9 protein-coding genes and 1 pseudogene are annotated in these 14,640 nt (G+C 73.4%); 7 read left to right on the plus strand and 3 right to left on the minus strand.

What is annotated here, in order from left to right:
- Window positions 1–177 precede the first annotated feature (177 nt).
- The 6 genes from miaA (at window position 178) to hflX (ending at window position 8,693) form a co-directional block, all read left to right on the plus strand.
- Window positions 178–1,116: a tRNA (adenosine(37)-N6)-dimethylallyltransferase MiaA gene (miaA, locus tag ACIQ8B_RS26100; protein ID WP_403550069.1), complete on the plus strand. Its 939-nt coding sequence runs from the start codon at window positions 178–180 to the stop codon at window positions 1,114–1,116.
- Between the two features lie 108 nt (window positions 1,117–1,224).
- Window positions 1,225–1,731: a hypothetical protein gene (locus ACIQ8B_RS26105; protein ID WP_403550145.1), complete on the plus strand. Its 507-nt coding sequence runs from the start codon at window positions 1,225–1,227 to the stop codon at window positions 1,729–1,731.
- A 217-nt stretch (window positions 1,732–1,948) separates the two neighbouring features.
- Window positions 1,949–2,818, plus strand: coding sequence for a diaminopimelate epimerase (gene dapF, locus ACIQ8B_RS26110; protein WP_403550071.1), 870 nt, complete (start codon window positions 1,949–1,951; stop codon window positions 2,816–2,818).
- Window positions 2,819–3,114: 296 nt separating this feature from the next.
- Window positions 3,115–5,310, plus strand: a complete 2,196-nt coding sequence (locus tag ACIQ8B_RS26115) for a RelA/SpoT family protein (protein WP_403550073.1) — start codon at window positions 3,115–3,117, stop codon at window positions 5,308–5,310.
- A gap of 128 nt (window positions 5,311–5,438) precedes the next feature.
- Entirely contained in the window at window positions 5,439–7,040 is a 1,602-nt protein-coding gene (locus ACIQ8B_RS26120) for a M1 family metallopeptidase (protein ID WP_403550075.1), read from the plus strand.
- Between the two features lie 159 nt (window positions 7,041–7,199).
- Window positions 7,200–8,693 carry a GTPase HflX gene (hflX, locus tag ACIQ8B_RS26125; protein ID WP_403550077.1) on the plus strand — a complete coding sequence of 498 codons (1,494 nt, stop codon included), beginning with the start codon at window positions 7,200–7,202 and terminating at the stop codon, window positions 8,691–8,693.
- Between the two features lie 101 nt (window positions 8,694–8,794).
- Here the strand turns inward: hflX and ACIQ8B_RS26130 are convergent.
- Window positions 8,795–9,283, minus strand: a pseudogene (locus tag ACIQ8B_RS26130) (hypothetical protein); the annotation flags it as partial.
- A gap of 51 nt (window positions 9,284–9,334) precedes the next feature.
- Window positions 9,335–10,555 carry a trypsin-like serine peptidase gene (locus ACIQ8B_RS26135; RefSeq protein ID WP_403550079.1) on the minus strand — a complete coding sequence of 407 codons (1,221 nt, stop codon included), beginning with the start codon at window positions 10,553–10,555 and terminating at the stop codon, window positions 9,335–9,337.
- Between the two features lie 438 nt (window positions 10,556–10,993).
- Between ACIQ8B_RS26135 and ACIQ8B_RS26140 the strand changes: the two genes are divergently transcribed.
- The gene (locus ACIQ8B_RS26140) at window positions 10,994–12,955 is read left to right on the plus strand and encodes an ATP-dependent DNA helicase (protein ID WP_290004219.1); all 1,962 of its coding nucleotides are present in this window, start codon (window positions 10,994–10,996) and stop codon (window positions 12,953–12,955) included.
- Between the two features lie 866 nt (window positions 12,956–13,821).
- Here the strand turns inward: ACIQ8B_RS26140 and lexA are convergent.
- Window positions 13,822–14,601 (minus strand): transcriptional repressor LexA, encoded by a 780-nt coding sequence (gene lexA / locus ACIQ8B_RS26145; protein WP_106412112.1) that lies wholly within the window; start codon window positions 14,599–14,601, stop codon window positions 13,822–13,824.
- Window positions 14,602–14,640: the final 39 nt, after the last annotated feature.

Raw genomic sequence — 14,640 nt, forward strand, 5'->3', positions numbered from 1 at the left:
ACTCCATACGTTACTCGTGCGGGCGAAATTCCGCGTAGCCCGGTGTGTCCATCCGTGTGAGCCGGGCGAGCGCCACCGCGGTCCGGCGGCAGGAACCTCGAACGGGCAACGACCCGGCGGACCCCACGTCACGTAACCCGATCGAGAGCGGTCCCGGAGGTTTGGGAGACTGGATCGGTGAGCAGCGCACCCCTTGCCCCCCGCGTCATCGCCGTCGTCGGACCCACGGCGGCCGGAAAGTCCGATCTGGGCGTCTTCCTGGCCCAGCGGCTCGGCGGCGAGGTCGTCAACGCCGACTCCATGCAGCTCTACCGGGGGATGGACATCGGCACCGCCAAGCTGACGCCCGAGGAGCGCGGCGGCGTCCCGCACCACCTCCTCGACGTCTGGGACGTCACCGAGACCGCCTCCGTCGCCGAGTACCAGCGGATGGCCCGGGAGCGGATCGACGCGCTGCTCGCCGCCGGGCGCTGGCCGATCCTGGTCGGCGGCTCCGGCCTGTACGTCCGCGGGGCCGTCGACAACCTGGAGTTCCCCGGCACCGACCCCGGTGTCCGGGCGCGTCTGGAGGAGGAGCTGGCCCTGCGCGGCCCCGGGGCGCTGCACGCCCGGCTCGCTGCGGCCGACCCGGAGGCCGCCCGGGCGATCCTGCCGGGCAACGGCCGCCGCATCGTCCGCGCGCTCGAGGTCATCGAGATCACGGGACGGCCCTTCACCGCCAACCTCCCCGGCCACGACTCGGTCTACGACACGCTCCAGATCGGCGTCGACGTGGCCCGCCCCGAACTCGACGAGCGCATCGCCCGCAGGGTCGACCGGATGTGGGAGGCCGGGCTCGTCGAAGAAGTGCGCGCACTCGAGGCGCAGGGGTTGCGCGAGGGGCGTACGGCGTCACGCGCCCTCGGCTACCAGCAGGTGCTCGCCGCATTTGCCGGCGAGTGCACCCTGGAGGAGGCACGCGCCGAGACCGTCCGTGCCACCAAGCGCTTCGCGCGCCGTCAGGATTCATGGTTCAGGCGCGATCCGCGGGTGCACTGGTTGAGTGGGGCCGCGGCGGACCTCGGGGAACTTCCGCGGCTCGCGATGTCGTTGGTCGAACGACCGGTTACAGCCTGATCACGTCCTGGCATCGGGACGCCCAGGCCGTCATCCGGGCCTGTGACGCCGTGCCATCATCAAGCTTCGATCGACCAGTGAAGTCCTAAGTTGGGAGGGCGCGTGGCGATGGAGGCCGGCCCTCGCGACACCGCACACAGCACCGAGCAGAACCTCACCACCGAGCGGGATGCCACGGAGCCGGAGACCGACCGTCTCAGCCCCGACGGGCCCGAGGAGACGCAGGGCGGTGTGACCGACGACGGTCCCGAGCCGGAGGAGATGTTCACCGGCGGGGACGAGGTCGAGGTCGAGCTGCGCCCGCAGCGCCGGCTGCGCGTCTGGCAGCTCGCCCCGATCGTCGGGCTCGGCGCGCTCGGCTCGCTGATGTTCGCCTTCCCGCTGGCCTTCGACTTCGGCGACAGCGGCGCGGTGATCGCCATGCTGGGCCTGCTGATCTGCTCCTGCGCGGCCGGCTGGGGCATGATGGCCGCCCGCAAGGTCGGCCACACCTGGCCGGGCCTGTCCGCCTGCGGCTCGGACCGCAAGTCCGACTGGCGGGTCGTGGCCGCCTACGCCGTGATGGTCGTGGCGGTGGTCACCCTCGCCGTGTGGCGCGTGGCCCGCCTGCGCTGACCCCCGCGGTCCCGCGGCCCGTCTTCACCGGCCCGTCCGTTCCCGTGGCCCGCTCGTGCCGCCCGTGCCGGCCTCCCCGTGCCTCGTGCCCCGCCCGCTCCCGCCGCCCCGGGCCCGCCTGTGCCGACCGTGCGGTCCCGCGACGCCGTCCCCGTCCCCCGATCCTGTTGTCCACAGGCCGAGGCCCCGCCTCCGCCGCACCCCGTAGGATCGAAGAATGAGCACGCGGATCGCCTTCCTCAAGGGGCACGGCACGGAGAACGACTTCGTGATCGTCCCGGACCCGGAGAACGCCGTCGACCTGTCGCCGGCGGCCGTCGCCGCCCTGTGCGACCGGCGCGCGGGCATCGGAGGCGACGGGCTGCTGCACGTGGTGCGGTCCGCGGCCCACCCCGAGGCGCGGTCCATGGCGGACGAGGCCGAGTGGTTCATGGACTACCGCAACGGCGACGGCTCCGTCGCGGAGATGTGCGGCAACGGCGTCCGCGTCTTCGCCCGCTACCTCCGGCACGCCGGACACGTCGGCGAGGGCGACCTCGCGATCGCCACGCGCGGCGGCGTGAAGACCGTGCACATCGCCAAGGACGGCGACATCACCGTCGGCATGGGCCGCGCGGTCCTCCCCGACGGCGACGTCACCGTGCGCGTCGGCGCGCGCAGCTGGCCCGCGCGCAACGTCAACATGGGCAACCCGCACGCCGTGGCCTTCGCCGCCGACCTGGCCGACGCGGGCGACCTGTTCACCGCGCCCTCCTACGCCCCTGCCGCCGCCTACCCGGACGGCGTGAACGTGGAGTTCGTCGTCGACCGGGGCCCCCGGCACGTCGCGATGCGCGTGCACGAACGCGGGGCCGGCGAGACCCGGTCCTGCGGCACCGGGGCGTGCGCCGTCGCCGTGGCCGCCGCGCGCCGCGACGGTGTGGACCCGCACGACACCGGCCTGCCGGTGACGTACACCGTGGACCTCCCCGGCGGCACCCTCGTGATCACCGAACAGCCCGACGGCCAGATCGAGATGACCGGTCCCGCGGTCATCGTCGCCGAAGGCACGATCGAGGCCGAGTGGCTGGAGAACGCCCTCCACTGAACGATGCGCTGTACGATCTTCCGCCCTCAGGCCCGCCCCGCCGTCGATCCGCAGGACAGAGCGGGTGCGGGACTTCGAGATCACGGCGCTCCGCCCACCCGATGGCGTGAAAACGACCGTGGACGGCCCGTCGCTCTTTGGAGTGATCCGTTTCACGGTCGGCCGGAGGCGGCCGGTCCGACCCCGTGCGGCTGGATAGCATCAAGCACCGGCCCGGACGGGGGATCAACGCCGTCCCCCAGGCCCATGTCCGCCCTGGGGCGCCGTCCGCCGGACCCACGCAGCCGGAGGTGCTCATGAACGCGGAGGCCGCGAAACCTGCGACCCCGGGCCCGCTCGCACCGGGTCACGCCACACCGGCCGGGACGCGCCGCAAGTCCCGCCCCCGGCTCGATCTGCGCCGGCTGGGCCGCGCCGCCCTGATGGGGTCGTCCTCCGCCCGCGACCGGCTGCCCGACGCCATCGGCCACGTCGTCGAGGCCCACCGCGCCCACCACCCCGACGCCGACCTCGAACCGCTGCGCCGCGCCTATCTCCTCGCGGAGTCCTCGCACCGGGGGCAGATGCGCAAGAGCGGCGAGCCGTACATCACCCACCCGCTCGCCGTCACCCTTATCCTCGCCGAACTCGGCGCCGAGACGACGACGTTGACCGCCTCACTGCTGCACGACACCGTCGAGGACACCGACGTCACGCTCGACCAGGTGGGCAAGGAGTTCGGCGAGGAGGTGCGCTATCTCGTCGACGGCGTCACCAAACTGGAGAAGGTCGACTACGGCGCCGCCGCCGAACCCGAGACCTTCCGCAAGATGCTGGTCGCCACCGGCAACGACGTCCGTGTGATGTCGATCAAACTCGCCGACCGGCTGCACAACATGCGCACTCTCGGCGTGATGCGCCCCGCCAAGCAGGAACGCATCGCCAAGGTGACACGTGACGTGCTCATCCCGCTCGCCGAACGGCTCGGCGTCCAGGCGCTCAAGACGGAACTGGAGGACCTCGTCTTCGCCATCCTCCACCCCGAGGAGTACAAGCGGACACGCGAGCTGATCGTCCGCAACGCCACCCGTGAGGACGACCCCCTCGCGGACGTCGCCGCCGACGTCCGCAAGGTGCTCCGGGAGGCCGACATCCCGGCCGAAGTCCTCATCCGCCCACGGCACTTCGTCTCCGTGCACCGCGTGTCCCGCAAGCGCGGCCCGCTGCGCGGCGCCGACTTCGGCCGGCTGCTGGTGCTGGTGAACGAGGACGCCGACTGCTACGCCGTGCTGGGCGAGCTGCACACCTGTATGACGCCGGTGGTCTCGGAGTTCAAGGACTTCATCGCCGTCCCCAAGTTCAACCTCTACCAGTCGCTGCACACCGCGGTGGCCGGCGAGGACGGGCAGGTCGTCGAGGTCCTCATCCGCACCCACCAGATGCACAAGGTCGCCGAGGCGGGCGTCGTCGCGCTCGGCAACCCCTACGCCGCCCCGCCGGAGGAGCAGTCCGCCGGCGACGGTGAACGCGTCGACCCCACCCGCCCCGGCTGGCTCTCCCGGCTGCTCGAATGGCAGCAGGCCGCGTCCGACCCCGACACCTTCTGGTCCACCCTCCGCGAGGACCTCGCCCAGGACCAGGAGATCACCGTCTTCCGCCCCGACGGCGGCACCCTGGGCCTGCCCGAGGGCGCGACCTGCGTGGACGCCGCCTACGCGCAGTACGGCGAGGACGCTCACGCCTGCATCGGCGCCCGGGTCAACGGACGGCTGGCCACGCTGAGCACGGTCCTCAAGGACGGGGACACCGTCCAGCTCCTCATGGACCAGGACGCTGCCTCCGCGCCGTCCCGGGAGTGGCTGGACCACGCGACCACCCCGGCGGCCCGCATCGCCATCCAGCGGTGGCTCGCCGCCCACCCCGCACCGGAGGACGGCACGTCCGCGACGGACGCCCGGACCCCGGCGGACGACATCGAGGCCGCCCGCCCGCCCGAGCCGGACGCCCCGCGGGCCCTCCAGCCGACCGGCGCCGAGGACACGGACTCCGGGCGCCCCGCCGCCGCCCAGGTGCTGGTCGACCGGGACGGCGCGACCGTACGGCTGGCCGGCTGCTGCACGCCCGTGCCGCCCGACGAGGTCACCGGCTTCGCGGTGCGCGGGGGAGCGGTCACCGTGCACCGGACGGAGTGCCCGGCGGTGGCGCGGATGAGAAGCGCGGGCCGCACGGAGGTCGGCGTGCGCTGGGGCGAGGACGCCGAGTGCCGGGTCACGCTGGTGGCGGAGTCGTTCGTCCGGCCGCATCTGCTCGCGGACCTCACCGAGGCGATGGCCACGGAGGGCGCCGAGATCGTCTCCGCGACCGTCGAACCGCCGGACCGGCAGCAGGTGCGCCACACCTACACCGTGCAGCTCCCCGACGCCGCCCGGCTGCCCTCCCTGATGCGCGCCATGCGCAACGTGGCGGGCGTGTACGACGTGAGCCGGGCGCAGCCGCAGGCGCCGGGCGTCTGAGCCGCCCCTGTTCCGCCGCCCCCGGTGACGGCACCCGGCACACGGACCCCTGCGGTGTGATTACCCGATCGGGTGGGTCGGGAGCGCGCCGCCGCAGCCGCGCCCGCGCGCGCTGATAGCCGTGAGGCATGCCCCTCACCTCCCACCACCCCGCCCTGCTCACCTCCCACCACCCCGCCCCGCGCGCCCCCCGGCACCCGGCACCTCGCGCCCACCGCCGCCGGCGCACCGCCCAGGCCCTGCTCGTCTCCGCGATCGGCGTCTGCCTGGTCGCCGCGAGCGCCCCCGCCGAACCGCTCGGCATCGGCGACCCCCTCTTCCCGTACCTCGGCAACCCCGGCTACGACGTCCAGGCGTACGACCTGGACCTCACCTATCCCGGCCGCAACGACCGGCCGCTCGAGGCCGTCACCACCCTTGACGCACGGATCACCGCCGACCTCGACCGGCTCAACCTGGACTTCGCCCACGGCACGGTCCGTTCGGTCGAGGTCGACGGCGAGCCGGCCGCCTTCACCGGCGCGGGCGAGGACCTGGTGATCACCCCCGACGACGACCTCGACCGGGGCGAATCGGTGCGCATCACCGTCCGGCACACCAGCGATCCCGGGCCCGGGGACCGCGAGGGCGGCTGGGTGCGCACCGCCGACGGACTCGCCCTGGCCAACCAGGCCGACGCCGCCCACCTGGTGTTCCCGTGCAACGACCACCCCTCGGACAAGGCGATGTTCACCTTCCGGATCACCGTCCCGGAGGGCCACACCGCCGTCGCCAACGGCCTGCCCACCGCCGTCGACCGCGCCCCCGGCACCACCACCTGGAGCTACCGGACCCGCAGCCCCATGGCCACCGAACTCGCCCAGGTGTCCATCGGCCGCTCCACCGTGCTGCACCGCACCGGGCCGCACGACCTGCCGCTGCGGGACGTCGTCCCCACCGAGCACCGCGCGGCCCTCGAGCCGTGGCTGGCGAGAACGCCGGGACAGATCTCCTGGATGGAGGAGCGGGTCGGCCGCTACCCCTTCGCCACCTACGGCCTGCTGCTCGCCGAGGCCTCCACCGGCTTCGCCCTGGAGACCCAGACGCTCTCCCTCTTCGAGCGCGACCTGTTCACCGACCCCGCCCTGCCCGCCTGGTACGTCGAGTCGATCATGGTGCACGAGCTGGCCCACCAGTGGTTCGGCGACAGCGTCACCCCCCGCACCTGGGCCGACCTGTGGCTCAGCGAGGGGCACGCCACCTGGTACGAGGCGCTGTACGCCGAGGAGCGCGGCGGCAGATCCCTGGAGGCCCGGATGCGGGCCGCGTACGAGTCCTCCGACGCCTGGCGCGCCGCGGGAGGACCGCCCGCCGCGCCGAAACCGCCCGAGCCGGGCCGGAAGACCGGCATCTTCCGTCCGGGCGTCTACGGCGGCGCCGCGCTGGTGCTGTACGCGCTGCGCCAGGAGATCGGCCCGGAGGCGTTCGACAGACTGGAGCGCGCCTGGGTCGTCCGGCACCGCGACGGCAACGCCTCGACCGCCGACTTCGTCCGGCTGGCCTCCGAGACCGCCGACCGCGACCTCACCGGCTTCCTGCACGCCTGGCTTTACGACGGGAAGACCCCGCCGATGCCAGGTCACCCGGACTGGCGGTCCTCCGTCCGGGCCGCGACGGACGCGCCCGGCTCCGGCACGCACGAGCACCTGCCCGGCCCGCACGGGCATCGGCCGGACGCGGGCGGGGAATAACACGGTGACGAGACGGGCCGTGCCGTGCGACGATCGTCGGGTCCGCGCGACAGGGGGAAACGGGAATGTCCCGGGGTACCCGGACGTTGTGGACAGTGACGGAAGGCCGTCCGGCCGGATCCGTCGCCGCAGACGGCAACCCAACGACGTAAGGACCCAATGACCTCCTCTTCTTCCCCTTCCCAGGACACCAAGCGCTTCGCGTACAGCCATCCCGAGGGTCTTCGGGCCGATGCCCTGATGGAAGAGGACGTCGCCTGGAGCATCGAGATCGACGGAGAGCGGGACGGCGACCAGTTCGACCGCTCCGAGCGCGCGGCCCTGCGCCGCGTGGCGGGCCTCTCCACCGAGCTCGAGGACGTCACCGAGGTCGAGTACCGGCAGCTCCGTCTGGAGCGGGTCGTGCTCGTCGGGGTGTGGACCTCGGGCACCGCGCAGGACGCCGAGAACTCCCTCGCGGAGCTCGCCGCCCTCGCAGAGACGGCGGGCGCCCTCGTCCTCGACGGCGTGATCCAGCGCCGGGACAAGCCGGACGCGGCCACCTACATCGGCTCCGGCAAGGCCGAGGAGCTGCGCGACATCGTGCTCGAGTCGGGCGCGGACACCGTCATCTGCGACGGTGAGCTCAGCCCGGGCCAGCTCATCCACCTCGAGGACGTCGTCAAGGTCAAGGTCATCGACCGTACGGCCCTGATCCTCGACATCTTCGCCCAGCACGCCAAGTCCCGAGAGGGCAAGGCGCAAGTCGCGCTCGCGCAGATGCAGTACATGCTGCCGCGGCTGCGCGGCTGGGGCCAGTCGCTGTCCCGGCAGATGGGCGGCGGCAAGGGCGGCGGCCTCGCCACCCGTGGTCCCGGTGAGACCAAGATCGAGACGGACCGGCGCCGGATCCGCGAGAAGATGGCGAAGATGCGCCGGGAGATCGCGGAGATGAAGACCGGCCGCGATCTCAAGCGCCAGGAGCGCAAGCGCCACAAGGTGCCGTCCGTCGCCATCGCGGGCTACACCAACGCGGGCAAGTCCTCGCTGCTCAACCGCCTCACCGGGGCGGGCGTGCTGGTGGAGAACGCCCTGTTCGCCACCCTCGACCCGACCGTGCGCCGGGCCGAGACCCCGAGCGGCCGGCTGTACACGCTGGCCGACACCGTCGGCTTCGTCCGGCACCTGCCGCACCACCTGGTCGAGGCGTTCCGCTCCACCATGGAGGAGGTCGGCGACTCCGACCTGATCCTCCACGTGGTGGACGGCTCGCACCCGAACCCGGAGGAGCAGCTCGCCGCCGTGCGCGAGGTGATCCGGGACGTCGGCGCCACCGGCGTGCCCGAGATCGTCGTGATCAACAAGGCGGACGCGGCGGACCCGCTGACGCTCCAGCGGCTGCTGCGGGTGGAGAAGCGCTCCATCGCCGTATCGGCCCGTACCGGCCGGGGCATCCCGGAGCTGCTCGCCCTGATCGACAGCGAGCTGCCCCGCCCGTCGGTGGAGATCGAGGCCCTCGTGCCGTACACCCAGGGCAAGCTGGTCGCCCGCGCGCACGACGAGGGCGAGGTGATCTCCGAGGAGCACACCCCGGAGGGCACGCTGCTCAAGGTGCGGGTGCACGAGGAACTGGCGGCGGAGTTCGCGCCGTACGTACCCACCCCGGCCGGCTGACCCGGACCGCGGACACGGACGAGGGCCCGCCCCCTGCCACACCGGCAGGGGGCGGGCCCTCGTCCTGCGCGGCTCAGCGGCCGTCGTAGGTCCCGCTCATGTTCCGGTACCGCGCGCCAGGTGTGGTTCAGCGGGCCGATCGAGGTGTCGGACACCAGCACCGTCCTGCCGTCGACCACCCGGAACCAGCCGCCGCCGGACGAGCCGCCGGTCGTCGTGCAGCCGATGCGGTACATGTCCGGCAGGTCCGGGGCGAGCGAGAACCGGCCCGGCGCGTCCAGGCACGTGAACATCCGCAGCCCGTCGTACGGCGGCGCGGCCGGGCAGCCCCAGGCGCCCGTCGTGCCCGCCTCGGCGGCGGTCGGGCCGGAGAAGTCCACGTCGAGCGCGGCGCCGACGGTCTCCTCCAGCGACCGGGAGCCCTGCTCCGGCCGTACGTGCAGCACGGCGTAGTCGTACGCCGCCCCGTCGCCGCCGCTCGCCGGGCCGCCCCGGATCCAGCCGCTGGACGTCGACGCCCGGTCCGCCCACCAGTTGCCGTACGGGGCGACCTCGGAGGCGTCCGCGCCGCTCAGCTCCGCCTCGGAGCGTGCCGCCGTCCGCCCCGCCCCGCGCGGCACCGCCCGGGGCGGGCCGTCCGGTCACCGGCCGGCGAACTTCTCGCTGACCGAGTCGTAGACGCCCTTGGCCTCCTCGCCGAGCCGCGGCCCGGCCAGCCAGCCGGTCGTCACCGGGCCGATGGAGGTGTTGGAGACCAGCGCCGGCTCGCCGTTCTCACCGGCCGCGATCCAGCCTCCGCCGGAGGAGCCGGCGGTCATGCTGCACCCGATGCGGTACATCGTCGGGTCGGACGCGCCGAGCGACAGCCGGCCCGGCTCGTCCACGCACGAGTACATCGTCTGCCCGTCGTACGGCGGCGCGGCCGGGTAGCCGATCGCCGTCATCTCCTCGATCTTCGGCACGGCGGGCGCGTCGAAGTCCACCGGCAGGGCCGAACCGACCGTCTCCTCCAGCGACTTGCCGTCGCCGCCCTTCTCCGGCGTCACATGGATGACCGCGAAGTCGTACGAGGCGCCGTCACCGCCCGTCGCACCGCCCTGCTCGATCCACTGGTCCGAGGTCTGCGCCCAGTCGCCCCACCAGACGCCGTACGGAGCGACCTCCTCCTCGGAGGCGCCCTCGATCTCCTTCGCCGACAGGCCCGAGTCGTTGTACGACGGCACGAAGGCGATGTTGCGGTACCAGCCGCCCTTCTTGCCCGCGTGCACGCAGTGGCCCGCCGTCCACACCATGTTGGACCTGCCGGGGTTGGCCGGGTCCTGCACCACCGTCGCGGAGCAGACCATCGTGCCCTCGGGGGAGTCGAAGAAGACCTTGCCCGCGGTGGGCGCGTTCTCGTGGTACGACGGCGGCACGGCCTTCGCCTGCACCGGCTCCGGCGTCGGGTCGGTCACGCCCTGGTCGCCGGAGACGTCGTTCTCGTCGACCTCGGGCTGGTCGGGCTCGTCGGCGTCCCGCATGCGGTCGGGGTTCCACAGGTCCTCGATGATCGGGTTGACGAAGTCCTGCGCCTCACGCAGCCACTTGTCCTTGTCCCAGTCCTTCCAGGCCCCGTCCCGCCACTTGTCGAGGTCGATCCCGTGCTCCTTGAGCCGGTCCGTGATGTCGTCCGGGATCTTGAACTTGCCGTCGGCGGCGGCCGTCGCGGAGGGGTCCGCGCTCGCGTCGGTGTCGCCCGACTGGCATGCGGTGGCGGTCAGTGCGAGCGCGGAGGCGAGGGCAACCGCCGCCAGCACGGGGGAGGTTCCGCGCGACGGCCTCCTCGCGCGGCGGGCGGTGGACGACGGCCGTATGGATCGCATGATCTGGACTCCCCCTGGAAGGAACGATGGTGGTGCCGCGCCCGTCTTCACATCCGACCCGGACGAGTCGCACTGCTGCTCCGACGGCTTGGGATGACGGCACCACACACTAGGCGTTCGCCGTAGGGGGCGTCCGACGGAACGGCAACGGTTCGGCTACAAGGCGTCTGACCTGGCCGTCGTGAGTGGATCTCGCGGCGTGGGGGCGTGGGGGCGTGGGGGCGTGGGGGCGTGGGGGCGTGGGGGCGTGGGGCCGCGGGGCCGCGGGGCCCGGTGGCGGCCGCGGTCCTTCCGGGTGCCGCGCGCCGGGGCGGTGCTTCGGGCGCCGGGCGGTGCTTCGGATGCGGAGCGGTGCTTCAGGTGCGGGGCGCCGGTCACCTCCGCCGCCTTCGGTGTGCGCGCACCTTTGTCGGTGAGGGGCCGTAGGGTGGTCGGGCTATGACGAAGCCCTCACTCCCCGAACTCCTGCACGCTGCCGTCACCGCCGTCGGCGGCACGGAGCGCCCCGGTCAGGTGGCCATGGCCGAAGCCGTCGCCGAGGCGATCGACGACGGCGCCCATCTGCTGGTCCAGGCCGGCACCGGCACCGGCAAGTCCCTGGGCTACCTGGTGCCCGCGCTCGCGCACGGGGAGCGGGTCGTCGTGGCGACGGCCACCCTGGCGCTCCAGCGGCAGCTGGTGGAGCGGGACCTGCCGCGCACGGTGGAGGCGCTGCATCCGCTGCTGCGCCGCCGCCCGGAGTTCGCCATGCTCAAGGGCCGGTCGAACTACCTGTGCCTGCACCGGCTGCACGAGGGCGTGCCGCAGGACGAGGAGGAGGGTCTCTTCGACCAGTTCGAGGCGGCCGCGCCCACCAGCAAGCTGGGCCAGGACCTGCTGCGGCTGCGGGACTGGTCGGACGAGACGGAAAGCGGCGACCGGGACGACCTCACGCCGGGTGTGTCCGACCGGGCCTGGTCCCAGGTGTCGGTGTCCTCGCGGGAGTGCCTGGGCGCCACGAAGTGCGCGTACGGCGCGGAGTGCTTCGCCGAGGCGGCCCGTGAGCGCGCCAAGCTCGCCGAGGTGATCGTCACCAATCACGCGCTGCTCGCCATCGACGCCATCGAGGGCGCGCCGGTGCTGCCGCAGCACGAGGTGCTGATCGTGGACGAGGCGCACGAGCTGGTCTCCCGGGTGACCGGGGTGGCCACCGGCGAGCTCACCCCGGGCCAGGTGAACCGCGCGGTGCGGCGCGCGGCGAAGCTGGTGAACGAGAAGGCGGCCGACCAGCTGCAGACAGCCGCGGAGGGCTTCGAGCGGCTGATGGAGCTGGCCCTGCCCGGCCGGCTGGAGGAGATCCCGGAGGATCTCGGCTACGCCCTGATGGCGCTGCGCGACGCGTGCCGCACGGTGATCTCCGCGATCGGCTCCACCCGCGACAAGTCCGTCCAGGACGAGGACGCGGTCCGCAAGCAGGCGCTGGCCTCGGTGGAGAGCGTCCACGACGTGGCGGAGCGGATCACCAACGGCTCCGAGTGGGACGTCGTCTGGTACGAGCGGCACGACCGCTTCGGGGCGTCGCTGCGGGTCGCGCCCATGTCGGTCTCCGGGCTGCTGCGCGAGAAGCTGTTCACCGACCGCTCCGTCGTGCTGACGTCCGCGACGCTGAAGCTGGGCGGCGACTTCAACGGAGTGGGGGCGTCGCTGGGACTCGGTCCCGAGGGCGCCGAGGGGGACGACCTCCCGCAGTGGAAGGGCGTGGACGTCGGCTCGCCGTTCGACTACCCCAGGCAGGGCATCCTGTACGTCGCCAAGCACCTGGCCCGCCCGGCCAGGGACGGGGACCGCGCGGACATGCTGGACGAGCTCACGGAGCTGATCCAGGCGGCGGGCGGACGCACGCTGGGGCTGTTCTCCTCGATGCGGGCGGCCCAGCTCGCGGCGGAGGAGCTGCGGTCGCGGATCCCGGAGTTCCCGATCCTCCTCCAGGGCGAGGAGACGCTCGGCGAACTGATCAAGAACTTCGCCGCGGACGCGCGGACGTGCCTCTTCGGCACGCTGTCGCTGTGGCAGGGCGTGGACGTCCCGGGGCCCAGCTGCCAGTTGGTGGTCATGGACAAGATCCCCTTCCCGCGTCCGGACGACCCCCTGATGAGCGCCCGCCAGAAGGCCGTGGAGGAGGCGGGCGGCAACGGCTTCATGGCGGTCGCCGCGACGCACGCGGCGCTGCTGATGGCCCAGGGCGCGGGCCGCCTGGTCCGCGCCTCGGGCGACCGGGGCGTGGTCGCGGTCCTCGACCCACGCCTGGCCACGGCACGCTACGGCAGCTATCTGAAGGCCTCGATGCCGGACTTCTGGTACACGACCGACCGCAACCAGGTCAGGAAGTCGCTCGCGGCGATCGACGCGGCGGCGGGGTAGGGCGGGGCGGAGAGACCCCGCTGCCCCTTTGAGACGGCTCGGACTCACGCCCTCCGGCGGGCGGAAGCACGGCCACGGAGGCCGCTGTGCGCCGTGCCCTCCCGGCAGGGGCGGGGCCCGCAGCCGGACGGGGACGGCCTCCCGAGTTCCGCGAAGGACGCTCGGCTGCGGGGGAGGCCCGTTTCAGCGGGCCGGCGGAGCCGGCCAGATCCTTCGGCGGGCCACAAGGGCCCGGCCGCGGTCCGTCGCTGGGCGACGGGGCCGTGAGCGGGAGCGTCCGCCGTACTCGGGCCCGGGCGTGCTGGGCAGTCGCAGGCCGCCCAGGTGACGGCCGTCGGCGTGAGGCCGCGAACGGGCGTCCCCGTCACCGGACGGACGCCACTGGTGGCCGTGTCCGTCGCGACGGGCGCCGTGCCGTCGCGGGGCGGGGGCCGGCCGACGGTCATCGACGCCGGTGGTGGGGTTGTCCCGCCGCGCGGGTCCCCCTTCGCGCGGGCGCGGCGCACGCATTCCAGCCCGGCGGTCGGGTGTTCGAGCGCCGACCGCAACATCCGGGCTTCGAGACGGCGTCCCAGCCGGCGTGCGACGTCCGGGGCGTGTCGACGGCACGCCGAAAACCCCCGGACGGGCGCGACGCACAGACCCCGGCCCGGTGGCCGGGATGTCCCGGGGGCAGGGAACAGCGTCCCGGCCGGTGCCGTGAGCGGCACCCGGGTACCGCGGCGACGGCGCCGACCGCTTCGAGGCCCAGGGCGCTGCGCACGGCGTCCGTGGGCAACACAGGACCCCGGAACCGGCGCAGGGGTTCCGGGGCCCAGTCAGAGGGGTGGGGCAGGCCGAGGAGCGGCTCGGCGTCCCGCCAGAGGTCAGACGCGGCGGAGGACGGCCACCACCTTGCCGAGGATCGTCGCGTCGTCGCCGGGGATCGGTTCGTAGGCCGCGTTGTGCGGGAGCAGCCACACATGGCCGTCCTCCCGCTTGAACCGCTTCACGGTCGCCTCGCCGTCGAGCATCGCCGCCACGATGTCGCCGTTCTCGGCGACCGGCTGGCGGCGGACCGTGACCCAGTCGCCGTCGCAGATCGCGGCCTCGATCATGGAGTCACCCACGACCTTCAGCACGAACAGCTCACCGTCGCCGACGAGCTGCCGGGGCAGAGGGAAGACGTCCTCGACGGACTCCTCCGCGAGGATCGGGCCACCGGCGGCGATCCGGCCGATCAGCGGCACGTAGGACGCGGCGGGCTTGCCGGCGGTGTCCGTCGGCTGCACGGACGCGGCCTGGTCGGACCCCCGCACCTCGTACGCGCGCGGGCGGTGCGGGTCACGGCGCAGGAAACCCTTGCGCTCCAGCGCCATGAGCTGGTGCGCGACGGAGGAGGTGCTGGACAGCCCGACCGCCTGGCCGATCTCCCGCATCGACGGCGGGTAGCCGCGGCGCTGCACCGAGTCCCTGATGACCTCGATGACCCGGCGCTGGCGGTCGGTGAGTCCGGAGCTGTCCGCCCGGATGCCGGGAGGCCGGCCCGGCAGGGAGCGCTTGTGCGCCTCGGGATTCGTGGCTTCGTTCATCGCGTGCACCGGCTCGATGCGGCCCTGGGAGCGGTCCTGGGCGGTGATGGCGGCACTGTCTGCGGTGGTGGTCACGTCGGCCCCTCTCGATGGTCTCCCTGCAGCACAACGGTA

The sequence above is a fragment of the Streptomyces sp. NPDC096105 genome, assembly GCF_044763335.1.
GTDB lineage: Bacteria > Actinomycetota > Actinomycetes > Streptomycetales > Streptomycetaceae > Streptomyces.

What these genes read in the sequence shown, in the direction of transcription:
- ACIQ8B_RS26105 (WP_403550145.1), top strand. Translation starts at nt 1,225, where the DNA reads ATGGAGGCCGGCCCTCGCGACACCGCACACAGCACCGAGCAGAACCTC.
- dapF (WP_403550071.1), top strand. Translation starts at nt 1,949, where the DNA reads ATGAGCACGCGGATCGCCTTCCTCAAGGGGCACGGCACGGAGAACGAC.
- ACIQ8B_RS26115 (WP_403550073.1), top strand. Translation starts at nt 3,115, where the DNA reads ATGAACGCGGAGGCCGCGAAACCTGCGACCCCGGGCCCGCTCGCACCG.
- ACIQ8B_RS26120 (WP_403550075.1), top strand. Translation starts at nt 5,439, where the DNA reads ATGCCCCTCACCTCCCACCACCCCGCCCTGCTCACCTCCCACCACCCC.
- hflX (WP_403550077.1), top strand. Translation starts at nt 7,200, where the DNA reads ATGACCTCCTCTTCTTCCCCTTCCCAGGACACCAAGCGCTTCGCGTAC.
- ACIQ8B_RS26135 (WP_403550079.1), bottom strand. Translation starts at nt 10,555, where the DNA reads ATGCGATCCATACGGCCGTCGTCCACCGCCCGCCGCGCGAGGAGGCCG.
- ACIQ8B_RS26140 (WP_290004219.1), top strand. Translation starts at nt 10,994, where the DNA reads ATGACGAAGCCCTCACTCCCCGAACTCCTGCACGCTGCCGTCACCGCC.